The 22,926-nt window shown below is 59.6% G+C and carries 17 protein-coding genes; 10 read left to right on the plus strand and 7 right to left on the minus strand.

Going from position 1 to position 22,926, the window contains the following annotated elements; translation table 11 throughout:
* The first annotated feature begins 605 nt into the window (after nucleotides 1-605).
* The 4 genes from dnaA (at nucleotide 606) to gyrB (ending at nucleotide 6,892) form a co-directional block, all read left to right on the plus strand.
* The gene (gene dnaA, locus BUE38_RS11705; protein WP_073435379.1) at nucleotides 606-2,075 is read left to right on the plus strand and encodes a chromosomal replication initiator protein DnaA; all 1,470 of its coding nucleotides are present in this window, start codon (nucleotides 606-608) and stop codon (nucleotides 2,073-2,075) included.
* A 123-nt stretch (nucleotides 2,076-2,198) separates the two neighbouring features.
* Complete coding sequence (gene dnaN / locus BUE38_RS11710) at nucleotides 2,199-3,302, plus strand: DNA polymerase III subunit beta (protein ID WP_073435380.1); 1,104 nt, start codon at nucleotides 2,199-2,201, stop codon at nucleotides 3,300-3,302.
* 42 nt (nucleotides 3,303-3,344) lie between these two features.
* The gene (gene recF / locus BUE38_RS11715) at nucleotides 3,345-4,460 is read left to right on the plus strand and encodes a DNA replication/repair protein RecF (protein WP_073435381.1); all 1,116 of its coding nucleotides are present in this window, start codon (nucleotides 3,345-3,347) and stop codon (nucleotides 4,458-4,460) included.
* 11 nt (nucleotides 4,461-4,471) lie between these two features.
* On the plus strand, nucleotides 4,472-6,892 hold the full coding sequence (gyrB, locus tag BUE38_RS11720) for a DNA topoisomerase (ATP-hydrolyzing) subunit B (RefSeq protein WP_073435382.1): 2,421 nt from the start codon (nucleotides 4,472-4,474) through the stop codon (nucleotides 6,890-6,892).
* Nucleotides 6,893-7,899: 1,007 nt separating this feature from the next.
* Here the strand turns inward: gyrB and gmhB are convergent.
* Nucleotides 7,900-8,469 carry a D-glycero-beta-D-manno-heptose 1,7-bisphosphate 7-phosphatase gene (gene gmhB, locus BUE38_RS11725; protein WP_073435383.1) on the minus strand — a complete coding sequence of 190 codons (570 nt, stop codon included), beginning with the start codon at nucleotides 8,467-8,469 and terminating at the stop codon, nucleotides 7,900-7,902.
* A gap of 300 nt (nucleotides 8,470-8,769) precedes the next feature.
* Nucleotides 8,770-9,672 (minus strand): LysR family transcriptional regulator, encoded by a 903-nt coding sequence (locus BUE38_RS11730; RefSeq protein ID WP_084541897.1) that lies wholly within the window; start codon nucleotides 9,670-9,672, stop codon nucleotides 8,770-8,772.
* A gap of 140 nt (nucleotides 9,673-9,812) precedes the next feature.
* Between BUE38_RS11730 and BUE38_RS11735 the strand changes: the two genes are divergently transcribed.
* Entirely contained in the window at nucleotides 9,813-10,859 is a 1,047-nt protein-coding gene (locus BUE38_RS11735; RefSeq protein WP_073435384.1) for a zinc-dependent alcohol dehydrogenase family protein, read from the plus strand.
* 200 nt (nucleotides 10,860-11,059) lie between these two features.
* Here the strand turns inward: BUE38_RS11735 and glyS are convergent, their stop codons facing one another.
* Both glyS and glyQ read right to left on the minus strand, forming a co-directional pair.
* Nucleotides 11,060-13,126 carry a glycine--tRNA ligase subunit beta gene (gene glyS, locus BUE38_RS11740; protein WP_073435385.1) on the minus strand — a complete coding sequence of 689 codons (2,067 nt, stop codon included), beginning with the start codon at nucleotides 13,124-13,126 and terminating at the stop codon, nucleotides 11,060-11,062.
* 2 nt (nucleotides 13,127-13,128) lie between these two features.
* Entirely contained in the window at nucleotides 13,129-14,118 is a 990-nt protein-coding gene (gene glyQ / locus BUE38_RS11745; RefSeq protein ID WP_073435386.1) for a glycine--tRNA ligase subunit alpha, read from the minus strand.
* Between the two features lie 156 nt (nucleotides 14,119-14,274).
* Between glyQ and rfaD the strand changes: the two genes are divergently transcribed.
* The 4 genes from rfaD to BUE38_RS11765 all read left to right on the plus strand — a co-directional run bounded on the left by rfaD (nucleotide 14,275) and on the right by BUE38_RS11765 (nucleotide 17,798).
* Complete coding sequence (gene rfaD / locus BUE38_RS11750) at nucleotides 14,275-15,246, plus strand: ADP-glyceromanno-heptose 6-epimerase (RefSeq protein WP_073435387.1); 972 nt, start codon at nucleotides 14,275-14,277, stop codon at nucleotides 15,244-15,246.
* Nucleotides 15,239-16,282 (plus strand): lipopolysaccharide heptosyltransferase II, encoded by a 1,044-nt coding sequence (waaF, locus tag BUE38_RS11755; RefSeq protein ID WP_084541898.1) that lies wholly within the window; start codon nucleotides 15,239-15,241, stop codon nucleotides 16,280-16,282. The genes rfaD and waaF overlap by 8 nt, the downstream gene beginning before the upstream one ends.
* Before the next feature lie 90 nt (nucleotides 16,283-16,372).
* Nucleotides 16,373-17,074, plus strand: coding sequence for a helix-turn-helix transcriptional regulator (locus tag BUE38_RS11760; RefSeq protein ID WP_073435388.1), 702 nt, complete (start codon nucleotides 16,373-16,375; stop codon nucleotides 17,072-17,074).
* A gap of 91 nt (nucleotides 17,075-17,165) precedes the next feature.
* The gene (locus BUE38_RS11765) at nucleotides 17,166-17,798 is read left to right on the plus strand and encodes a glutathione S-transferase family protein (protein ID WP_073435389.1); all 633 of its coding nucleotides are present in this window, start codon (nucleotides 17,166-17,168) and stop codon (nucleotides 17,796-17,798) included.
* 177 nt (nucleotides 17,799-17,975) lie between these two features.
* On the opposite strand, the gene BUE38_RS11770 is transcribed toward BUE38_RS11765, so the two are convergent.
* From BUE38_RS11770 to BUE38_RS11780, 3 genes are all read right to left on the minus strand, one after another.
* Nucleotides 17,976-19,616 (minus strand): sulfatase-like hydrolase/transferase, encoded by a 1,641-nt coding sequence (locus BUE38_RS11770; protein WP_073435390.1) that lies wholly within the window; start codon nucleotides 19,614-19,616, stop codon nucleotides 17,976-17,978.
* Nucleotides 19,617-19,727: 111 nt separating this feature from the next.
* The gene (locus tag BUE38_RS11775; RefSeq protein ID WP_073435391.1) at nucleotides 19,728-20,504 is read right to left on the minus strand and encodes a glycosyltransferase family 2 protein; all 777 of its coding nucleotides are present in this window, start codon (nucleotides 20,502-20,504) and stop codon (nucleotides 19,728-19,730) included.
* Nucleotides 20,501-21,604, minus strand: coding sequence for a glycosyltransferase family 9 protein (locus BUE38_RS11780; protein ID WP_073435457.1), 1,104 nt, complete (start codon nucleotides 21,602-21,604; stop codon nucleotides 20,501-20,503). Before BUE38_RS11780 ends, BUE38_RS11775 begins: the two co-directional genes overlap by 4 nt.
* Before the next feature lie 155 nt (nucleotides 21,605-21,759).
* Between BUE38_RS11780 and BUE38_RS11785 the strand changes: the two genes are divergently transcribed.
* A complete protein-coding gene (locus tag BUE38_RS11785; protein ID WP_073435392.1) occupies nucleotides 21,760-22,881 on the plus strand; it encodes a glycosyltransferase family 4 protein in 1,122 nt (373 codons plus the stop codon).
* Nucleotides 22,882-22,926: the final 45 nt, after the last annotated feature.

Genomic DNA, 22,926 nt, shown 5'->3' on the forward strand with positions numbered 1-22,926 from the left:
GATCGGATAGACAACCAAAGGAGCCCGGAATCGGGTCGGGCTCCTCGGGGGTATTCGGTTCAAGACCGGACATTCTAGTGATTTCAAGTCCTCTGCGCAATTGTTGTGCGCATTTTTAGCCCAGCAGTGCTGGTTACCGCCTTGAATACCGCCTGCCACTGCCAGCTGCTCGGAAGTTCCCGGTGGCTGTCATTCGATGGCATTGAGATGGCGAGGTCGGGAGGAGCCAGGTACCCACAGCCCGGCTTACCTTCCTTCGAATGTTCAAACCTTAATCACTATAGAACTAAGTACCTGTATATACTTGTTATTATTACTGGGGATAATGTTTGTGGATAACTGGCAAAGTTTCTTTAAAGTCAATATGCTGCGCCGCACACAAAAGTGTGGGAAAAGCGTTGAACACCGGTGGGCGAGACGTTGATGAGCTGTGCAGAAAGGTTGGCATTATCCACAGGAGGGAATCCGTCCCTGTTCCATCCCCAGTTCCCTGGGGTAGCAAACCTCCGGTTTTCCACAGAGCTCTCTTGATACTTCTGGCGTGTGGATAACTCATTCCCGGAACGATACAATGCGCGGTCGTTCTTCCAATCAAGGTAGCTCGTGTGTCGCTCGCTCTTTGGCAACAATGTCTGGAAACCCTCCAGGACGAACTGAGTTCACAGCAGTTCAACACCTGGATTCGACCGCTTCAGGCGGAGGAGGAGGCCAATCAGCTTCGGCTGTTGGCGCCCAACCGGTTTGTGCGTGATTGGGTCAACGACAAGTACGCCAAGCGTATCAGTGAGCTGATGCGTGAGCTTGCGCCGGCCAAACCACCCAAGGTGATGCTGGCAGTGGGAAGCCGACGCGCTGCGGCTCAAGCTCCCCTGACTCGTGACCTGGGTGATCCGGTATCGGCCACCCCGCCACAGGCCCCTGCAGTACGTACCCCTCCCCGCGGAGACGTAGCAGACGAGCGCGAGATTGATCGTCTGCGCGAGACTGGTGAGGGCGGTGGCACTCGTACGCCCAGCGGCGAACGCCAGGTGCAGGTGGAGGGTAGCCTCAAGCACTCCAGTGGCCTCAATCCCAACTTCACCTTCGAAACCTTTGTCGAGGGTAAGTCGAACCAGTTGGCCCGTGCCGCCTCGCGCCAGGTGTCGGAGAACCCGGGGGGCGCCTACAACCCACTGTTCCTGTATGGCGGTGTGGGGCTTGGTAAAACCCACCTGATGCATGCCGTGGGCAATGCGTTGGCAGGGCGTCGCGAGAATGCGCGGGTGGTGTATCTGCACTCCGAGCGTTTTGTGGCCGATATGGTCAAGGCGTTGCAGCTCAACGCCATCAATGACTTCAAGCGCTTCTATCGCAGCGTTGATGCGCTGCTGATCGATGACATCCAGTTCTTTGCCGGCAAGGAGCGTTCCCAGGAGGAGTTCTTCCATACCTTCAATGCGTTGCTTGAAGGTGGCCAGCAGATGATTCTGACCTCGGATCGCTATCCGAAGGAGATCAGTGGTGTCGAGGAGCGTCTCAAGTCACGTTTTGGCTGGGGCCTGACGGTTGCCATCGAGCCGCCCGAGTTGGAGACGCGTGTCGCAATCCTGATGAAGAAGGCTGATCAGGCCAGGGTCGACCTGCCTCACGATGCCGCCTTCTTCATTGCCCAGAAGATCCGCTCCAATGTGCGTGAGCTGGAAGGGGCGCTGAAGAAGGTGATTGCCGACTCGCACTTCATGGGCAAACCGATTACCCAGGATTTCATCCGTGAGTCTCTCAAGGATCTGCTCGCCCTGCAGGACAAGCAGGTTGGAGTAGACAATATTCAGCGTACCGTGGCGGAGTACTACAAGATCAAGCTGGCGGACCTGCTTTCCAAGCGCCGTTCCCGCTCTGTAGCTCGTCCCCGTCAGGTCGCCATGGCGTTGGCCAAGGAACTGACCAACCATAGTCTTCCGGAGATTGGTGATGCCTTCGGTGGTCGTGATCACACCACTGTGCTGCATGCCTGCCGCAAGGTTCAGGCGTTGCAGGAAGAAAGTGCCGATATTCGTGAGGACTACAAGAATCTGTTGCGGCTGTTGACCAGCTGACTAGACATATGGGCCCCGGAGCCTCGACTTGCAGGGTCTTGACCAACAGGGTCCAGATCACATGAGTTACACCCGCTGGGGTCATTCGTCTCAACCCCTTCCAGGACAAGAAGTGGAGCCGTCATGAAATTTTCCATCTCCAGAGAAGCACTGTTGCGCCCACTTACGCTGGTCGCTGGCGTAGTCGAGCGCCGCCAGACCTTACCAGTGCTCTCCAATGTATTGATCAAGGTCGAGCAGGACGAGGTCTCGCTGACCGGAACGGATCTGGAGGTTGAGCTGGTGGGTCGCACCGTGGCCAGCGAGGTCGAGGAAGTCGGCGCGATCACTGTCCCGGCGCGTAAGTTGATGGATATCTGCAAATCGCTGCCGGACCAGTCAGAGATCCAGCTGGCACTGGAGGACGGTCGTGCCGTGCTGCGTAGTGGGCGTTCGCGTTTCACGCTGTCGACCTTGCCGGTTGCCGAGTTCCCCAATATCGAGGATGGCCAGAAGAGCGTCGAGCTGGCATTGCCGCGCGGCACGCTCAAGCACCTCATCGATTCCACATCCTTCGCCATGGCGCAGCAGGATGTACGCTACTACCTCAACGGCCTGCTGCTGGAGTTCGCGCCTAACCTGGTGCGCTCGGTGGCGACTGATGGCCATCGCCTGGCGGTGTGTTCGCGTTCCGCCGAGATTCAGGTTGAGTCTTCGCAGAAGCTGATCGTACCGCGCAAGGGCGTGCTCGAGCTGGTGCGCCTGCTGGACGACTCCGAGGAGCCGGTCAGCCTGACACTGGGCTCATCCCATCTGCGCGCCCACACTGGCGACTTTACCTTCACCTCCAAGCTGGTCGACGGAAAATTCCCCGATTATGAGCGTGTTGTGCCGCGCGGCGGCGACAAGGTGTTTATCGCCGAGCGCTCGGAGCTTCGCCAGGTACTGTCGCGTACTGCGATTCTGTCCAACGAGAAGTATCGCGGTGTACGTCTGCATCTCGAGGAAGGCAATCTCAAGGTCATGGCCAACAACCCTGAGCAGGAAGAGGCCGAAGAGAATATCGCCATCGAGTACAGTGGTGCGGCGATGGAAATCGGCTTCAATGTTGGTTATCTGATTGATGTATTGAATGCTGTCGGCGAGGATCGCGTTCAGATGACGCTTGGCGACCCCAACAGCAGTGCGCTGATGGAGGAGCCGGGTGGCGGCGACGCGCTCTATGTTGTCATGCCGATGCGTCTGTAACGGATGCCTGTTGACTCTCGATGCGGTTGAGGCTGAATCCCCATGCCGATTGACCGTCTGATATTCCAGGGCCTGCGTAATCTGCAGGCCCTGGACGTTTCTCCGGGCCCGAGAATCAATCTGATCTCCGGCGCCAATGGCAGTGGCAAGACCAGCCTGCTCGAAGGCATCCATATCCTCGGCATGGGCCGTTCCTTTCGCGCTCGTAGGCTGACCCATGCGATTACCCATGAAACGCCCTCAGTGACCCTCCACGGCCGTCTGGCCGGGGATCCTCCCGTTACCATCGGTATTCGTCGCCAGCGCGACCAGAGCGAGCTGTTGATGAAGGTTTCCGGCGAGCGAGTCGAGCGTATTGCCAGTCTCGTCGAGACCTTGCCGCTGCAATTGATCAACCCCGATGCCTTTCGTCTGCTCGAGGGACCTCCAGCAGGTCGCCGTGAGTTTCTCGACTGGGGTGTGTTTCACGTGAAACATGACTTCATCGATGCGTGGCGTCGTTTCAGGCGGGCGCTGAAACATCGGAATGCACTGCTCAGACATGGTAGAATGGACGATGCCTCACTGAATGTGTGGGAGCATGAGCTGGCGGTATGGGGACGGCGACTCGATGAGTTGAGAGCAGAGTGGGTGGAATCCTTTCTGCCGGTATTTGAAGAGACGTTGGAAGGATTGATTTCCATGCCGGGGTTGAGGTTGCGTTACTCGCGGGGCTGGGATCGACAGCGTGATCTGGCAGAGGTGTTGCGCCAGGGGCGTGATACAGATCGCCAGATGGGGTTTACTCAACAGGGGCCACAGCGAGCGGATCTTGGTATCCGATTGAACAAGCGGCCAGCAGTGGAAGTGCTTTCACGAGGACAGCAGAAGCTCGTCGTGAGCGCATTGAAGCTGGCACAGGGACGGTTGCTGGAACGGACCACGGGGCGAACCTGCCTCTACCTGATCGATGACCTTCCAGCGGAGCTGGACAGCACACACCGTGCTGTCTTCTGCCAGTGGCTGGAAAGGATGCAGTGCCAGGCCTTCATCACCAGCGTGGATCACGAAGTGCTGGCCAACCTGTGGCATGACACGACACCAGTCGCGATGTTTCACGTGAAACATGACGCTGACGGTGGTGGAGTGCTTCAGGCAATAGACAGACAGACGTCATGACGGAGCGGTCAATGAGCGAACAGGCTTACGACTCATCGAGCATCAAGGTACTGAAAGGCCTGGATGCCGTACGCAAGCGGCCCGGGATGTATATCGGCGACACCGATGACGGCACTGGCCTGCACCATATGGTCTTCGAGCTGGTGGATAACTCCATCGACGAGGCCCTTGCCGGACACTGCACCGAGATCAGGGTGATCATTCACCCTGACGAGTCGGTTACCGTGAGTGATAACGGGCGTGGTATTCCCACCGATATCCATGAGGAAGAGGGCGTTTCGGCGGCCGAGGTCATCATGACGGTGCTGCACGCCGGCGGTAAGTTCGATGACAACTCCTACAAGGTGTCGGGCGGGTTGCATGGCGTTGGTGTTTCGGTGGTCAACGCACTGTCCGAGGAGCTCAAGCTGACCATCTGGCGGGCTGGCCAGGTGCATGAGCAGATCTATCGTCATGGCGTACCTCAGGCGCCGCTGGGCGTTGTTGGTCAGACCGAAAAGACCGGTTCCCGGGTCCATTTCCGGCCGTCACCGGAGACCTTTGCCAATATCGAGTTCCACTTCGATATTCTTGCCAAGCGCCTGCGCGAACTGTCGTTCCTCAACTCTGGCGTGGCCATTCGCTTGCTTGACGAGCGTAGTGGCAAGGAAGAGCTGTTCCATTATGAAGGCGGGCTCAAGGCCTTTGTTGACCATCTGAACACCAACAAGACGGTGCTCAATCCGGTCTTCCACTTCAATGCCGAGCGCGAAGATGGCGTGGCCGTGGAAGTGGCCATGCAGTGGAACGACACCTTTGCCGAGAACATCTTCTGCTACACCAATAATATTCCGCAGCGCGATGGCGGTACGCACCTGGCCGGCTTCCGTGCCGCACTGACACGTACCCTCAATCACTATATCGAGGCGGAAGGGCTGCTGAAGAAAGCCAAGGTTGCAACATCAGGCGATGATGCTCGTGAAGGCCTGACGGCGATTATTTCAGTCAAGGTGCCCGATCCCAAGTTCTCCTCGCAGACCAAGGACAAGCTGGTATCTTCGGAGGTGAAAACCGCCGTAGAACAAGAGCTTGGACGGCTGTTCTCCGAGTATCTGGTGGAGAAGCCCAACGAGGCCAAGGCAATCGTCAACAAGATGCTTGATGCTGCCAGGGCGCGTGAGGCCGCACGCAAGGCGCGTGACATGACCCGCCGCAAGGGCGCTCTCGATATCGCCGGGCTGCCGGGCAAGCTGGCCGATTGCCAGGAGAAGGATCCCAGCCTTTCCGAACTCTATCTGGTCGAGGGTGACTCGGCCGGTGGTAGTGCCAAGCAAGGCCGCGATCGTCGTACTCAGGCTATCCTGCCGCTCAAGGGCAAGATCCTCAACGTCGAGAAGGCGCGCTTTGACAAGATGCTGTCATCTGCCGAGGTCGGTACTCTGATCACGGCGCTGGGCTGTGGCATCGGCCGCGAGGAGTTCAACCCCGAAAAGCTGCGTTATCACTCGATCATCATCATGACCGACGCCGACGTTGATGGTTCGCACATCCGTACGCTGTTGCTGACGTTCTTCTTCCGTCAAATGTCGGTGTTGATCGAGCGTGGTCATGTATTCATCGCACAGCCGCCGCTGTACAAGATCAAGCGAGGCAAGCAGGAAAGCTACCTCAAGGATGAGCAGGCGATGACCGACTACCTGACCACTACAGCGCTTGATGGTGCGCGCTTGTGTGTCAACGCCGACGCTCCGGGCATTAGCGGCTCCCATCTCGAGAGCTTGGTCAACCAGTACCGTGATGTCATGAGGCGTGTAGATCGCCTATCGAGGGTCTACCCCAACGAAGTCCTGCGCAAGGTGGTGCATGCGGCGAAGCTTGATGGCGAGGAAAGCCTCAAGGATCGCAGTACCATGCAGCAGTGGATTGAGCTCCTGCAGAAGGAAATGGACGACCTTGTGGCTTATGAGGGCGGCCCGCGCTACACCTTCTCGCTGCAGGAGGACACCGAGCGAGGAGTGTTCCTGCCGGCGGTCAGCTTGATTGCTCATGGTGTGACCACCGATTACGTCTGGGGCCTGGATTTCTTCACCAGTGCTGATTATCGCGCCATGGCTGCTCTCGGTGAGACGTTGGATGGATTGCTCGAAGAGGGAGCCTATATCGCCCGTGGTGAGCGCCAGAAGAGTATCAGCACCTTCTATGAAGCGCTGGACTGGCTGATGGCGGAAGCCCAGCGTGGCCTGGCTATCCAGCGCTACAAGGGGCTTGGCGAGATGAATCCGGATCAGCTGTGGGAAACCACCATGGATCCGAATACCCGCCGAATGCTGCGCGTCACTATCGAAGATGCCGTAGCGGCCGACATGATGTTCAACACTCTGATGGGTGATGAGGTCGAACCTCGTCGTGACTTTATCGAGCGCAATGCACTGGTCGCGAATCTCGACGTTTAACCACCATTGGTGAGTCGTGATGTTTCACGTGGAACATCACTGCTCGCAGCAACAGTCAGACTGATCAACACATCAGTACAGAAATCCCGGCCAGCTTCTGCTTGCCGGGATTTCTGCATTCAGGAGCAAATTGTTTCCGACATGCATGTTTGCAGAGACCGGACAGACATGCTCAAGAGACATGGAAGAAATGTTCCACGTGAAACATCGGGAGGACTATCCACCTGAATGGAAGCCTGGCCTGCTGTGGAGCGCGTGCTGGGCGGTGGTGGCACAGGCGTGGATGGGGGGGCGTGCTCAGGCGAGGGCCGAGGGTAAGCTCCGGGAGGGCAGAGTGACGCTACTCCCTGTGTGGTGCTCGAGAAGGCCATGTTGCTGATAGACGCCCTCGAGTACAAGGTCCAGGTATGATCTCGACATTCAGATTACAGACCAGCCCAGAGCCATGATCGATCCCCTGCCTGACGGTCCCTCTGTCACGCGGTGAAGCCATCCTGCCCGCATCCACCAAGATCCAACCCTTGTGGTATTGATGCCCAATAACGGTGGTCAACACCGGCAGTGCAATATCTTTCAGTCGGCGAAACCTCAGGTCAGCCATAAACAGGTCGAAGAAGACGTACACACCAGCGCGAACCTCCTTAACACCGGCCAGATGTCGTTCTGCACGTGAAGTAGGTGTCGAACCGATATGACGATAGGGCAGGGGATACTGGGTATTCATAGGGTTATAAAGCCATCTGTAGCGGCCTTGCGCGCTCGTTCGGTGAACACTGTGTGAGCCTCTTGACCCACTGCGATATAGCCCTTGCCGGCATGTGGCACCGGGCCCCGCAACCGGGTCTGGCTATGGTGCAGTGAATTCCCGGCGCCGATGTAGTCGCGCTGGTCAGTTCACGAGCGTCGCGGCGGGCTGCACTCAGGCAGCGGTTCCCTGGTCTGCTGCTGGATAGCTTCTCACCTTCGCCCGCCATGGCGTGGATGTTCCACGTGAAACATTGCCGACTTCAGGGACAGGTTTCGCCGTTGAGTAGCCAGTCGACAAACGCAGCAAGGTCATCGAATACCTGAGTCGGATCTGCTGGCGTGTTCAGCTCTGGGTGGCTGGCCAGGGTTCTTTCACCCTTGCCGGTGCGCACCAATGCGGGCCGACAGCCGGCCGTATTGCCGGCCTGGAGGTCTCGCAGGCTGTCACCGACCATCCAGCTCCCTTTCAGACTATCCAGTTCCAGAGCTTGACGAATCTGTTCCAGCATACCTGGCAAGGGCTTGCGACAATCGCATCCATCTTCGGAGACATGCGGGCAATAGACCACATGATCGATATGCCCGCCAGCCGTGTCGACCAGCTCCAGCATTCTGTCATGCATCGCAGCCAGCGTTGACTCGTCATAGTAACCACGACCGATACCGGACTGGTTGGTAGCGACGGCGACTTTCCAGCCAGCCTGGCTCAGTCGGGCGATGGCGGTGATGGAGGATGGGTAGGGGATCCACTCATCCAATGATTTCACATACTCATCGGAATCCTGGTTGATGACGCCGTCACGATCGAGAATAACGAGTTTGGTTGGCATGGGGACATCTGATTGCTGAGAAGGACTGAGTGCCGGAGCGAGTTCGAGGCACAGGAATGAAGAGTGTAGGGTGGTGTTCCACGTGAAACAATCCTGCCGCTATTATTAACATGGCAATCAAATAGCTCATCCTGATCGATTTGATTTTCGTCCGCACCCCACTGGCACAGATGCGCGGATCTGCTGGTGTGGCGCGGTCTCGCGTTGGCCTGATGGCCGATGGCGGCACGTCCCTGTGCCGCCATTAACCCAACATGAAAGCATGCCGGGTTAATAACCTGGTCATCGATGAGTGCCTGCTCAGGCATCCGGAAGTCGTGTGGCCAGGAAGTCGATCAGTGCCTTGACGCGAGCGGGAACCTCTCGGGATGGTGTGACCGCATGGACATCGATCTCTGGCAGAGACCAGTCGCTGAGCACCTCAAGCAGCCTACCGCTGTTCAGAGCCTCACCGACGATGGATCTGGCGGTCTGCACTATACCAAGGCCATGCTCCGCGGCCATGGTCAGGGCCAGGCCATAGTTGGCTTTCAGGTTGCCATTGACGGCAATCGACAACTGTTCGCCTTCTTTCTCGAAGTACCATCTTTGAACGCCGCGGAAGCGAGTGTAGTGGAGACAGTTGTGGTGCATCAGGTCTGCGGGGTGGGAGACGGCGCCATACTGCTCTATGTAGTCGGGGGAGGCGACCAGCACGCGCTGGTCAGTTGCGATACGCCTGGCTACCAGTCGGGAATCCTCGAGCCGACCAATGCGCACCGCCAGATCGAATCCCTCTGCGGGAATGTCATTGAAGCTGTCGTCAAAGACCGCTTCCAGATCAACGCCGGGGTGCTGGTGCAGAAACTCAGCCAGATGAGGCGCGATATGCAGGCGCCCATAGTTGACAGGAAAAACCGCGCGAATTTCGCCACGAACTTCTTGCTGCCCCTCATTCAGCCTATTGCCCGCCGCTGCTATGGCGTCGAGTGCCGGGAGTATGTCACAGAGGTACTGGCTACCTTCGGTTGTCAGTGCGACAAGTCGTGTGGAACGGTGCAGTAGGCGTATACCAAGGCGCTGTTCCAGTGTGTCGATGCGACGACTGACAGCTCCCGTCGTGAGATGTAACTGGTGGGCAGCCTGACTCAGTGAACGTAGCCGAGCCACCTCGGCGAAGGTGACCATATCATCAAGGGTAATACCGTGAATGGGATAGCGCATGGGGACTCCGCCATGACGGGAACCTGTGCATTGTTGCGCCCGGCGCAACACTGTGTCGAGGGACTTTCACTGGAAGGGAAGATGTACCGGCGGGATCATGCCTTCAGATCCTGTTGCTGGACCGACCATGGAGAAAACATATGAGTGGCACTTTCCGGGTTCATGAATCCTTCACTCCAGGCCTCGATGGTATCCGCCCGAGAGCGCGCGCGAGGCGTGCTTTGGCTGTGGACGAGGTACGCGTCAAGGTGGCTGCAGCTGCCATCAACTATCGCGACTACGCTCTTGCTACCGGGGAATATCTACCGCAGATGGCACGCCCCTATGTGCCACTGTCGGAGGGCGCTGGTATTGTGCTTGAAACCGGCGATCAGGTGACTGATCTGACACCTGGTGATCGGGTCATGGGGCATTACACCAGCGCCTGGCTCGATGGCGCTTTCCAGCCGTCATACCACGACAGCAAGATCGGTGGTCCCCTGGATGGCTGGCTGGCGGAAGAGATCGTGATGCCCGCCAGTGCGTTGCTAGAGGTACCTGAAGGCTGGAGCTTGATGGAGGCAGCCAGTCTGGCAATTTCTGGTGTCACCGCATGGCATGCGCTTGGCGATGTAGCGGACCTTCACGGGCGGCATGTGTTGATCGAGGGTACCGGTAATGTCTCCTTGATGGCGCTCGAGCTTGCGGCCAGCGCCGGGGCACGCCCCATCGTCGTGACTTCGCGAGAGCAGTTGTCCGCGCAGTTGCATCAGTTGGGGGCCGAGGTCGTCATCGGGCCCGGTAGCAGCAGTACACGCCTGACGCAGATCATGCAGGCCACCGAAGGGCGGGGCGTCAGCGTCGCGGTGGATGTTGCGGGTGGCGAAACCCTGATGTCGCTGGTATTGCCGGCAATGGCCACGGGGGGCCGTATTGCAGTGGTCGGCTTTCTTGATGACAGCCATGTCCACGGCGATCTGGTCGGCCCGATGCTGAAAGGGTTATTGCGTCTCGAGGGTATCAGTGTGGGAAGCCGGGCCCAGTTCGCGGAGCTGTTGGACTTCATGGGCAAACACCAGTTGCGTCCCCGGATTGCTGCAACTCTAGCCCCGGAAGAGATCCAGCGTGCGCTGACACTCAGGCCGGAGTCACTCGGCAAGACAGTCATCCTGGTGGATGAGGTATTGGCGCACTCTGTCTCGGGCTGACCATGTTTCACGTGGAACATGGACGTGAGCTACGAGCTGGCACATGTTCGTTCCCGACGAACATGCACACTTCCCACCTCCCTGTGGGTCGCGAGCCACGGCGCAGGTGTAGGTAGTTGAGGTGGGAGGGGAGGGCCGAAGGACGAAAAAAAGGGCCGATCCATTGGATCGGCCCCTTTCCTGTTGCTGGTGGTGATTGCCTACTGTTGCAGTTCGGCGATATCCGCGACTTCGAGGAACAGTGCCTGCAGGCTGGCCAGCAGAGCCAGGCGGTTGTTGCGTACGGCACTGTCGTCGGCCATGACCATGACCTGATCAAAGAAGGCGTCAACCGGTGTGCGCAGGCTGGCCAGAACGTCCAGAGCGTCGCTGTAGCGGGCGTTCTCGAACAACGGTGCCACCTGTTGCTGGCACTGGGTAACAGCCTCGTGAAGGGCCTTCTCGGCGTCTTCAGACAGCAGGCCGGCATCTACCTGGGTGCTGCCGTCGTGCTCCTGCTTGGCGAGGATGTTGGAGACGCGCTTGTTGGCCGCAGCCAGGGCCGCAGCCTCTTCACGGTGGCTGAAGGTATGCACGGCGCGCAGACGGCGGGCGAAGTCCAGTGGTCTGGTGACCGGGCGGGCCCGCACGGCCAGATAGACCTCGGCGCCAATGCCTTCGTCCTGGGCCCAGGCGCGGAAGCGGTCCAGCATATAGCTCAGCACCTCATCGACCAGACCTTCAGCCTTCGGCAGTTCCTTATGCTGGGCCACGGCCAGCTCGAGCAGCTCGCGCAGGTCGAGATCCAGCTCGCCCTTGATCAGGATGTTGAGCACGCCGATGGAGGCGCGGCGCAGGGCGAAGGGGTCCTTTGTGCCGCTGGGGCGTTGGCCGATACCGAAGATACCGGTCAGAGTATCGAGGCGGTCGGCGATGGCCAGCGCCTGTCCGGTACGAGTGGCGGGAATCTCATCACCGGCGAAGCGCGGCAGATACTGCTCCTCCAGTGCCTGGGCCACTTCGGCATCTTCACCGTCGTGCTCGGCATAGTAGCGGCCCATGATGCCCTGCAGTTCAGGGAACTCGAGGACCATTTCCGTCACCAGGTCACACTTGGCCAGCTCCGCGGCACGACGTGCACGTGCTTCATCACTGCCGATGCGGGTAGCGATGTGTGCAGCGATACCGGCGCTACGTGCAGCCTTGTCGGCCAGGCTACCCAACTGCTTCTGGAAGACCACATTGCCGAGGCCCGCGACGCGCTCGGAGAGCTTGTGGAGGCGATCGGTCTCGTAGAAGAAGGCGGCATCCGCCAGGCGTGGGCGAATCACCTTCTCGTTACCGGCGATCACCTGCTCGGGCTCGTGGCTGTCGATGTTGGAGATGGTGATGAAAGCCGGCTTGAGCTTGCCGTTGCCATCCAGCAGGTGGAAGTACTTCTGGTTGGCCTTCATCGAGGAGATCAGGCATTCCGCCGGCACTTCGAGGAAGCGCTCGTCGAAGCTGCCGGTCAGCGCGACTGGCCACTCGACCAGACCGCTGACTTCCACCAGCAGTTCCTCGTCGATCACCGCTTCGGCTTCCATCAGTTCAGCCTCGGCGAGTACCTGTTCGCGGATGCGTTCACGGCGCTTGTCACGATCGGCGATGACCCAGGCATTCTCCAATGCGGCGAGGTAGTCGTCGGCGTGTGCCAGGCTGATCGCCTCGGGGGCATGGAAGCGGTGACCGCGTGTTTCACGGCCGGATTCCAGTCCCAGCACTTCGGCAGGCACTACCTGGTCGCCATACAGCACCACCAACCAGTGAACCGGACGGGAGAACTCAATGCGCGAGGCACCCCAGCGCATGTTCTTCGGAACCGGCAGGGCAGCAACAGACCGGGCAATGATGGCAGGCAGCAGCTCGACGCTGGCTTCACCCTGCTGCTGTTCGCGATAGCCCAGCCAGGTACCCTTGTCGGTTTCCAGGTGGATCAGTTGATCGACGGTGACACCACAGGAGCGGGCGAAGCCCTCGGCCGCCTTGGTCGGCTGGCCGTCCTTGAAGGCCGCGGCCAGGGCTGGGCCGCGCTTCTCGACTTCGCGATCCGGCTGTTTGTCGGCCAGTGCTTCGACACGCACCGCCAGGCGGCGCGGAGAGGCGTAGGCAATGACGTTCTCGAAGGCCACGCCGGCGTCATCCAGGCCGCGGCGAATACCGTTGGCAAGAGCATCGGACAGGGTGTCGATGGCGCTCGGCGGAAGTTCCTCGACGCCGAGTTCAACCAGTAGCGTGTTGACAGCCATGCTTATGCTTCTCCCTGTTCTGCAATGGATCGGTCGGCATCGGATTCGTCGGCCAGAAGTTCCTTGCGCAGGGCTTCCGGCGCCAGCGGGAAGCCGGCGGCCTTGCGCGAATCGTAGTAGGCGTGGGCCACGTCACGGGCCATGGTGCGAACGCGCAGAATGTAGCGCTGGCGTTCGGTTACCGAGATGGCGTGACGAGCATCGAGCAGGTTGAAGGTGTGGGATGCCTTGAGCACCTGCTCGTAGGCGGGCAGTGGCAGCTTCGCGTCAAGCAGCTTGTGGCATTCACCTTCCTGATGGTCGAAGTTGCGGAACAGCGCTTCGACGTCGGCATGCTCGAAGTTGTAGGTCGACTGCTCGCGCTCGTTCTGCAGGTAAACATCGCCATAGGTGACTCGAGTACCATCCGGCGCGATGGTCCACACCAGGTCGTAGACGCTGTCCACGTCCTGCAGGTACATGGCGATACGCTCGAGGCCGTAGGTCAGCTCGCCGGTCACCGGGAAACATTCGATGCCGCCGGCCTGCTGGAAATAGGTGAACTGGGTCACTTCCATGCCGTTGAGCCAGACTTCCCATCCCAGCCCCCAGGCGCCGAGAGTGGGGGACTCCCAATTGTCCTCGACGAAGCGGATGTCATGCACCAGCGGATCAATGCCGAGGCGCTTGAGTGAGCCCAGATACAGCTCCTGCAGGTTGGCGGGAGAGGGCTTCATCACCACCTGGAACTGGTAGTAGTGCTGCAGACGATTGGGGTTCTCGCCGTAGCGGCCATCGGTGGGGCGACGAGAAGGCTGCACGTAGGCAGAGTTCCAGGATTCGGGTCCGATGGAGCGCAGGAAGGTCGCCGGGTGGAAGGTGCCCGCACCGACTTCCATGTCCAGCGGCTGCATGATCACGCAGCCCTGTTCGGCCCAGTACTGTTGCAGGGCGAGGATCAAGCCCTGGAAGGTCGCCGCGTCTGGCGTCGACGAGGTTGCTGAGTGGGTCATTGGAGAAGCACCGTTGGCCATGAATTCACGAGCCGTCAAGTATACAATCACAGGCAATTCGGTTATAGGCGCAGGGTGCGATGACCTCATATTGAGCGTTTTAGTGCTTACGAGGTCATACCCGCATACCCGGTGTTTCAGGATCAGGGGGTTTCCATGATTGTAGTAACAGGCGGTGCCGGCTTCATCGGCTCGAATCTGGTCAAGGCGCTCAACGAGCGTGGCCGCACGGACGTGCTGGTGGTCGATGACATGAGGGACGGCACCAAGTTCGTCAACCTCGCCGACCTGACCCTCGGGGATTACATGGACAAGGACGAGTTCCTTGCTCGAGTGAAGGCGCATATGCGTGGCGAGCTGAATCAACTGCCGCCCATCGAGGCGATCTTCCACGAGGGGGCCTGCTCGGATACCACCGAGTGGGATGGCAGATTCATGCTCGAAAACAACTTTACCTATTCGAAGGAACTGCTGCACTTCTGTGAGCAGCAGGGCATTCCCTTCCTGTATGCCTCTTCGGCGGCGACCTATGGCGGCAGTGAGGTGTTTGTCGAGTCACCGGAGCACGAGAAGCCACTCAACGTCTACGGCTACTCCAAGCTGCTGTTCGACCAGTATGTTCGCTCTCGTCAGGACAGTTTCGAGATTCAGGTGGCGGGGTTCCGCTACTTCAATGTCTATGGCCCACGTGAGCAGCACAAGGGCAAGATGGCCAGCGTTGCCTACCACAACCATACCCAGGTCAAGGGCGGCGAGAATCTTCGCCTGTTCGGTGCCTGGGATGGCTATGAAGCGGGTATGCAGAGCCGTGACTTTGTCTATGTCGGTGATGTTGTCGACGTCAATCTGTGGTTCCTCGACCACCCGGAAGCCAGCGGTATCTTCAACCTCGGCACCGGTCGCGCCGAGCCGTTCAAGACCATCGGCGAGACGGTGATCGATTTCTACGCCTCGACACGTGGAATTCAGGGTCGAATTGATTACATCGACTTCCCCGACGAGCTCAAGGGGCGCTATCAGAGCTATACTCGTGCGGATATTTCTCGCCTGCGCGAAGTGGGCTATGACAAGGAATTCCGCACCGTATCCGAGGGGGTACGCGAGTATCTGGAGTGGCTGAATGCCTGAGGCCGCAGTGAGCGGAGCAACACAACGTTATATGGGGCAGCGCCTGTTGGTGGTGGGCCCCAGTTGGGTCGGTGACATGGTCATGGCCCAGAGCCTGTTCAAGGCTCTCAAGCGCGACGGAGCCGCCAGCGTGGCCGTTGTTGCGCCAGCCTGGTCGCGGCCGATTCTCGAGCGCATGGATGAGGTCGATGAGATCATCGAGCTGGGCACCGGACATGGCGAGTTCGGACTTGCGGCGCGCCGGCGTCTTGGGCGTTCCTTGCGTGGCCGCTTTGACCACGCCATCGTCCTGCCTCGTTCCTGGAAGTCGGCGCTGGTGCCGTTCTTTGCGCGTATTCCACGGCGTGTCGGCTTTATTGGCGAGCAGCGCTATGGCTTGCTCAACGAGCATCGCAAGCTGGACAGAGCGGTGCTTGATCAGACCGTCAAACGTTTCGTCTCGCTGGGGGCCTCCCGGGATGCCGCTGCGCGAGGCGAGTTCGCGATGCCGCGCCCCGAGTTGCGCCGTGATCCAGCCAACCTCGCTCGACTACTTGAGGTTCATGGACTCGGTGGCCGCCCGGCCATCGGCATGATGCCAGGCGCCGAATATGGTCCAGCCAAGCAGTGGCCGTTGCCGTACTTTCATCGTCTGGCAGCCATGCTGGTCGAAGGGGGCTTCGAGGTACGTGTGTTTGGTGGACCGAAGGACAGTCCTGCGGGTGAGGAGATCGTTCGTGGCCTGGCACATGCCTGGAATCTCTGTGGCGAGACACGTCTGGAAGACGCCGTGGATCTGCTGGGAGACTGCCAGCAGGTGGTCACCAATGACTCGGGGCTGATGCACGTTGCTGCGGCTGTGGGCACGCGTATCCAGGCCATCTACGGCTCCTCCAGCCCGTCCTATACTCCGCCATTGACCGACAACGCCCAGGTCCACTACCTGGCGTTGGAATGCTCGCCCTGTTTCGAGCGCCACTGCCCGCTGGGCCATACCAACTGTCTCAACCTGATTTCGCCCGAGAGCCTGCGGACGGCGATTCTCGACAGTCCCTGACCCTCCTGCCCAGCAGCGCCGGCCCCGTGCGGTACTGCCATCATCCATGCTCAGTCCGACACCGTCACCTGAGCATCCAGGAGCATTGCCATGTCTCGTACCACCCGGCTATTCGTCCTGATGCAGACACTACGGCGTTATCGTCGCCCCGTCAGTGGCGCTTGTCTGGCCGAGGAGTTGGGGATCTCTCAACGTACCCTGTATCGTGATATTGCCGAACTCAAGGCGTTGGGCGCGGATATCGAAGGCGAGCCCGGTATCGGTTATGTCCTGAAGCCAGGCTTCCTTCTGCCACCACTGATGTTCTCCGAGGATGAGATCGAAGCGATTGCTCTCGGCCTGAGCTGGGTGACCAGGCGTACCGATGATGACCTTGCCGCTTCTGCTGGTGAGGCGCTGAGCAAGGTGGCGGCGGTGTTGCCGACAGAGCTGCGTTACCGTCTGGAAGATTCGGCCTTGCTGGTAGGGCCGGTGGCTCGGCCCGCCCAGGTGGTCGCACTGAGCATACTGCACCGGGCTGTACGTGAAGAGCGCAAGCTCGGTATTGCCTATCTTGATGCCCATGGCCAACCGACCAGCAGAACCATCTGGCCTATCGCGATCACCTTCTTTGAATCCGTCTGCATGATCGTAGCCTGGTGTGAACTGAGAGAGGCGTTTCGCCATTTCAGAACCGATCGTATCACCGAGGCCGAGGTATTGGAGCAACGCTACCCAGGGAGGCGACAGGATATGCTCAAGGCGTGGAAGAAGGCACAGTCAATCCGCCAATGTTCATCGGTTCAATACTGACAGAATCTGACAGTGGTACCGAATATCCTGTGTGTGCGGCTCCATCCACTTATGAGCTTGAACAGAGCTCGCCCGATCAGGAGAGATTTCAATGTCTGCACCGCTTGTCTTCTATACCAACCCTCTATCGCGCAGCGGTATTGTGCACTGGATGCTCGAAGAACTGGCTGTCCCCTACACCACGGAAGTGCTGGAGTTCGGTGCTGACCTGAAGACACCGGAATATCTGTCCATCAACCCCATGGGCAAGGTACCGGCGATCCGTCACGGTGATGTGGTGGTGACCGAGGCCGCCGCTATCTGCGCCTACCTCGCCGATGCCTTTCCCGAGGCGGGACTGGCACCGCCGTTGTCGGAGCGGGCCGATTACTACCGCTGGCTGTTCTTTGCCGCGGGTCCAGTGGAGATGGCCTCGTCCCTCAGAAGCGCCGGTATCGAACCGACAGCGGAGCAACAGGTGTCATTCGGTCATGGCTGTTATGAGCATGTTATCGAAGCACTGGTCCTGGCGGTGAAGGACAAGCGATACATCGCCGGTGGCCGATTCTCGGCGGCTGATGTCTACCTCGGTTCACATCTGCGCTGGGGAATGAGTTTCGGCTCGCTGGAAAAACGTCCGGAGTTCGAAACCTACTGTCAGTCACTGGAGCAGCGCCCGGCATTGCAACGGGTGACAGCCATCACCCGTCAGGCCATGGAGGACAGTGGTTGGGACATGGACTGAAGCTGATTTCAGCGCTGGCATGTTTCACGTGAAACAGCGGCGTTCCTCTGTTGGGAGAATGCCGCTGGAATCGATCAAGAGTTTTTTATTTAACCACTTGTTTTTATTGTAGTTTATTGGTTTTTTTGGTGACCTTCCGGCTCTGGTCGTCGAAATGAGCGGGGCATCAAGCTCGGCTCAGGGTTGTTCGGGAGCTGTGGGGGCTGTGGGGGGAGTCTGAGGCTGGCCATCACTGTGGAATTCCGGCGCCAGACCTTCCCAGAGGCGTTCCTGGAGCGCAGTTTCCTCACGCATATAGCGATTCAGCTCGTCGAGGCCATAATGCTGAGCGAGGGTAGGTTCTCCCGACAGCAGTGATACGCCGAGGCCCGCGCGATGCCAGTCGATGGTAAAGCCCATGGCCTCGAGTAGTGTCGGCAGGGTATCCATGGTGGTAGCCGGACGGTGGATATATCGAGGTGTCAGGCCATTGCCCATCATCATCAGCGTATTGGTGCGCTCGCTGGCATTCAGTGCATCCCACTCGGAAACCCGCATGGTCAGGTGGTCACTGGCGACCACTACCAGGGTATTGTCGAGCAGCCCTTCGCCCTTGAGGCGCTCGATCAGGTTACGGGCCAACCAGGCGGAGCACCTGACCGAATAGAGAATATCGACACCGTCGTAGTCACCGAACTCATCAATACAGGACTGCGCCGGATAACCGACAGGAGCATGGGCAGCAAGGTTGAGCGATACCATTGCCCAGGGGCCGGGCTGGCGGTCCAACTGGCGGACCTCCTCGGTGACCATCCGGTACAGGCTGTCGTCAAAAAGCCCCCAGCTGTTGAGGTACTCCGGATCTTCAAGGCGTTCGGTGAGATGCTCTCGTCCCAGCACTCGATCGAAGCCATGGTCGCTGTAGAACAGCCCCTTGCCGGCAAACTGGGTGCTGGCACCGCCCATGAAGGTCAGACGGTAGCCTTGTTCCTTGAGCAGATCACCGAGGCAGCGGGCGCCCGGCACCACGTGATGCAGTGGCTCGAACTGGCTGTCATGCAGCAGACCTGCCGGCATCAGCGGTGTACCGCACTGACTGGCGATCATCCCGGCCATGGTCCAGCCGGTATTGTCGATCTGACGAACGTTGTCGAACACCACGGCCTCGGGCTCCAGGGCGGCGATATCGGCATAGGCATCGCCGAAGCGTTCACGGTCGCCATAGGTACGTTCAAGGCTTTCCAGATAGAGGACCAGCAGGTTGGGGGGCTGGGCGGGCGCCTCGAGAATGACCGGCTCAACGTAACGACGTTCCAGCCAGGCGCCAGGGTCGGCCACTACCGCCGCGCCACGCTGGCCCATGCTGTAGAACATCGGGTTGGCCACCAGCAGCACAATGGCAAGGTAACGGTCTCCGCGCTGCCAGCGACTGTCACGGTGCACTAGCCAACTGTAGGCGATCAGGACCAGAGCAGTGAGCAGGATATGGAAGACTGCGGCGATGGTGCGTTCGGTGCCCCCGTGTTCAGACATTCCTGCCTGAAGGTGGAAGAATACCGCGCCCATATCGACCTTGCCGAAACTGTTGGCCAGGTAGTCGAAGATGCCCCAGAACACCAACGGAATCAGTGCCCAGGGAAAGACCCGGTGAGGCGAGACTGATGGAGCCGCTCCCCAGCGCCAGTACCAGCCGATCAGCAGCCACACCACCACGACCGGCGCCATGCTCCAGACTGTCAGACGAGTCGCCATGACCAGGGTATGGCCAATGGCGACACCGAGCAGCGTGAGCACTGCCCAGCGCAGCCAGCTACCGGGTATCAGATCCAACAATCGCATGGTTATCTCGCCTTGGCCTACCGAACCGAGGACTGCAGTCCTCGGTCTCCCTCCCTGGAAGTCGAAACGCAAGCCACCTGCTGCAGCAACAGGCGTCAAGCCTGGTGCTGATCAGCGCCGGGTTTCCGTATCACGTTCGACTTGTGCGTTTTCGTACAGTTCGTTCAGCTTTGCATATTTCATGTAGGCGTGAAACGCCGTGGTCATGGCCACCGTCATGCCATCCTGCCCCTGCAGCAGTCCGCCCTTGAGGATCAGCTTGCGAAACAGTGCCGTCAACGCGTGCACACCTGGCCGCCACGACGATGCGGTCATGCCACGTTCCTTCATCGCCCAGGCATCACGGCTGGACAACTGGTCGATACGGGTAATCCAGTGGGATAGGTCGCGATAGGTGAAGTGGCTCAGATGGGCGTGGATATCGACCACCTCCGGCGCCTCGACGGAGGAGTGTGCCTTCTTGGGTAGGTAACCGGAGGTGGTGCGGTTATACAACCGAGTGACGGCATCGGGATAGAACCCAGCGGCACGAATCCAGTGACGACCGGCAAAATTGCGTCGCCGAAAACGGTAGGCCTTGCTCGGATCGTCGAGGGGCAGATTGCCGATTGCCGTGACCGCATCGGTATCCAGACGTTCATCCGCGTCCAGAGCAAGAATCCAGTCATTGCGGGCCTGAGGTACGGCAAAGGCCTTCTGTGGCCCATCGCCGAGATAGGGCTGATGAATCACTCTGGCCCCGGCGGCTTCAGCGAGTGCCACCGTATCATCCTCGCTACCGGAGTCGACAACGATGATCTCATCGCACACCGGCCGTAGCGAGGCGATGGCATCCTCGACATTGTCCTGCTCATTGAGCGTGATGATGATTCCGGTAATTGCGGTCATGAGGCCTCGCCAGAGCAATCGGATTGGCTGGAAGTCTCGACCATGCTGAGCCGTTCGGCAATGCTTGCTGCAGCGGTTTCGAGGTCGATGGTGGTCATATCGGTTTCACCCGCTCCCTGTGGCGGGTGAAAGGCCAGACGGCGATCCTCGCTGTTGCAGGTCTGCCAGCGCAGGGGAGTGGCCGAGCGTCGTGCCGGATAGAAGCCGATGGTGAGCAGGTTGAGGCAGCCGGCCACATGCAGCGGGCCGGTCGAGCCTGCAATGAAGGCATCAGCCGCGGCCAGGCTACGAGCGAAGCCTTCCAGCCCTGGTTGAGGAGGTTGCCGGAAGGCGCTGCTTCCCTGGTTGACCAGCGTATCGACCAGCGAGTCGGCATGCTGTTCTTCTCCGGGACCGGCGGTAATGATCCAGTGCGGGCTCGGTTGCCCGATCTCGAGCATGTGACGGTCCACGCCCTCGACCAGGTGCGCATAGGCATCAAGGCTGAGATTGACGGCGGAACCACCGCTGCCGGGATGCAGGAAGCACCAGAGACGGTCGGTGGAAAGGGGAAGTTGCGCGGCCAGTCGCTGACGCTGTTCCGGGCGCCCGGCAGCGGCCTCGGGCCAGTAGGGCGGAGCAACGGTGGCCGGCTTCAGACCGAGCCTGCCGATCATTGCCTCGGCCAGTTCCTGATTGTAGCGATACTCGGGTTTCGCCGAGTGTGAGCGGCGCTGGGTGATGCGTTGGTTGTAGAATACCTGCGCCCACTTGGTGGCCGGAGCCAGGCGCAATCGAATGCCGGCACGCCAGCCCAGCCAGCCGATACGTCGGGTGGAGAAAAGCGTCAGCAGGGCATCGAAGTGCCGCTCGCGGATCATGCCCAGCAATTGGCACTGTGCCTTGCGAGAAGCACTGTCGCCCGGGTCAATGATGACCTCGTCGATCCAGGGGCAGGCATTGGCCATGGCGGCGGTATAACCCGGTACCAGCACGCTGACATGCGGCTGGGGGGATGCTGCCTTGAGCGTTGCAAGGGCTGGCCAGGCGAGCATGAAATCGCCTAGCTTGTCATTACGCACCACCAGCAGACGCGGCGCGTTGGGAGTGGCTGATGTCATGGGCAAACGTCGTCCGGGCGACTGGTGTGGCATTCAACAGGCTCACGTGTTTCAAGGCCATCGAGCTTCATATCGTAACGCAAGAGGAGACCAGCTTGAGTCATGGACGCATGAAACCCTCGTACGTGAAACCCCCGCACTTGAAACCTTCCGTCATGCAGATCTGCCTGTCGGAGGGCTGGGGTGGCCTGGAAATGTATCCGTCCCGGATTATACCGGAGCTGGAAGCACAGGGGTGGCAAGTGTCCGGGCTGGCCCTCACCGGTTCCCGGGTGGCCAGCAGTATGCGCGACGCCGGGATCGAGCCCTTGACCGTGCGTACGCGTGGCGCTGCCTTGTGGCAGCTGCGCCAGATCCTCGGCTGGTTGCGTGAGCGAGACATCCGTCTGCTGCATTGCCACAAGTCGAGTGATCTGCGTCTTGCTGCCTTGCTGGCCACCCTGAATGCCGATCTCCGGGTCATCTTTACCGACCATATGGGGGTTACCCGGCCCAAGAAGGACCTTTACCATCGCTGGGCCTATGGCCATGTGAGTCGCCTGCTGTCGATCAGTGAGGCGACTCGCAAGCGCAATCTCAAGGCCTTTCCACTACCTGCCGAGCGTATTCAGCGTCTGTATCTGGGCATCGACCCCGCCGCTCTGGCCCCACGCCTGGATGCTGCCGAGCGCCGTGCCCTGCGCACCAGTCTGGGCATTCCATGGGATGCCGTCACCCTCGGAGTGGCGGGACGCCTGACGCCGGGCAAGGGACAGCGAGTGTTTGTCGAAGCCTTCGCGTATCTGGTAAAGGAGCATCCCGAATTGAACGCTCACGCAGTAGTGATCGGTGGGCTGACAGCGGAGGAGGGCAGTCGCGAGGAGTATGTCGTCGAACTGCAGCAGTTGGTCGAGCAGCAGGGGCTTGCCGAGCACATCACCTTTACCGGCTTTCGACGGGACCTGGCTCGCCTGTTCGAGGTGCTCGATGTGGTGTGTGTGCCGTCACGCAATGAAGCTTTCGGGTTGACGGTGGTCGAGGCCATGGCTGCCGGCAAGGCGGTGATCGGCTCGGCCAGTGGCGCGATTCCAGAACTGATCAATACTCACAGTGGACGCCTGGCCGACCCCGAGACTCCTCGAGAGTGGGCCAACGCCATGCTGGAACTGGTCGGTGATGCAAACCTGCGTGCCTCACTGGGCGACAATGCGAGTGAGCGAGTATTTACTTACTTTCGTATGTCGACGCATATTGCCGCCCTGGTCGACGTCTATCAGGATGTACTCGATCAACAATGACCGGGAGGGCGGCACTGGTTCGACCATACTGATGGTGTTCTGCAT

This window comes from Halomonas cupida, from assembly GCF_900142755.1.
GTDB classification, from domain to species: domain Bacteria; phylum Pseudomonadota; class Gammaproteobacteria; order Pseudomonadales; family Halomonadaceae; genus Halomonas; species Halomonas cupida.

What these genes read in the sequence shown, in the direction of transcription:
- dnaN (WP_073435380.1), top strand. Translation starts at nt 2,199, where the DNA reads ATGAAATTTTCCATCTCCAGAGAAGCACTGTTGCGCCCACTTACGCTG.
- recF (WP_073435381.1), top strand. Translation starts at nt 3,345, where the DNA reads ATGCCGATTGACCGTCTGATATTCCAGGGCCTGCGTAATCTGCAGGCC.
- gyrB (WP_073435382.1), top strand. Translation starts at nt 4,472, where the DNA reads ATGAGCGAACAGGCTTACGACTCATCGAGCATCAAGGTACTGAAAGGC.
- gmhB (WP_073435383.1), bottom strand. Translation starts at nt 8,469, where the DNA reads ATGCCAACCAAACTCGTTATTCTCGATCGTGACGGCGTCATCAACCAG.
- BUE38_RS11730 (WP_084541897.1), bottom strand. Translation starts at nt 9,672, where the DNA reads ATGCGCTATCCCATTCACGGTATTACCCTTGATGATATGGTCACCTTC.
- BUE38_RS11735 (WP_073435384.1), top strand. Translation starts at nt 9,813, where the DNA reads ATGAGTGGCACTTTCCGGGTTCATGAATCCTTCACTCCAGGCCTCGAT.
- glyS (WP_073435385.1), bottom strand. Translation starts at nt 13,126, where the DNA reads ATGGCTGTCAACACGCTACTGGTTGAACTCGGCGTCGAGGAACTTCCG.
- glyQ (WP_073435386.1), bottom strand. Translation starts at nt 14,118, where the DNA reads ATGACCCACTCAGCAACCTCGTCGACGCCAGACGCGGCGACCTTCCAG.
- rfaD (WP_073435387.1), top strand. Translation starts at nt 14,275, where the DNA reads ATGATTGTAGTAACAGGCGGTGCCGGCTTCATCGGCTCGAATCTGGTC.
- waaF (WP_084541898.1), top strand. Translation starts at nt 15,239, where the DNA reads ATGCCTGAGGCCGCAGTGAGCGGAGCAACACAACGTTATATGGGGCAG.
- BUE38_RS11760 (WP_073435388.1), top strand. Translation starts at nt 16,373, where the DNA reads ATGTCTCGTACCACCCGGCTATTCGTCCTGATGCAGACACTACGGCGT.
- BUE38_RS11765 (WP_073435389.1), top strand. Translation starts at nt 17,166, where the DNA reads ATGTCTGCACCGCTTGTCTTCTATACCAACCCTCTATCGCGCAGCGGT.
- BUE38_RS11770 (WP_073435390.1), bottom strand. Translation starts at nt 19,616, where the DNA reads ATGCGATTGTTGGATCTGATACCCGGTAGCTGGCTGCGCTGGGCAGTG.
- BUE38_RS11775 (WP_073435391.1), bottom strand. Translation starts at nt 20,504, where the DNA reads ATGACCGCAATTACCGGAATCATCATCACGCTCAATGAGCAGGACAAT.
- BUE38_RS11780 (WP_073435457.1), bottom strand. Translation starts at nt 21,604, where the DNA reads ATGACATCAGCCACTCCCAACGCGCCGCGTCTGCTGGTGGTGCGTAAT.
- BUE38_RS11785 (WP_073435392.1), top strand. Translation starts at nt 21,760, where the DNA reads ATGCAGATCTGCCTGTCGGAGGGCTGGGGTGGCCTGGAAATGTATCCG.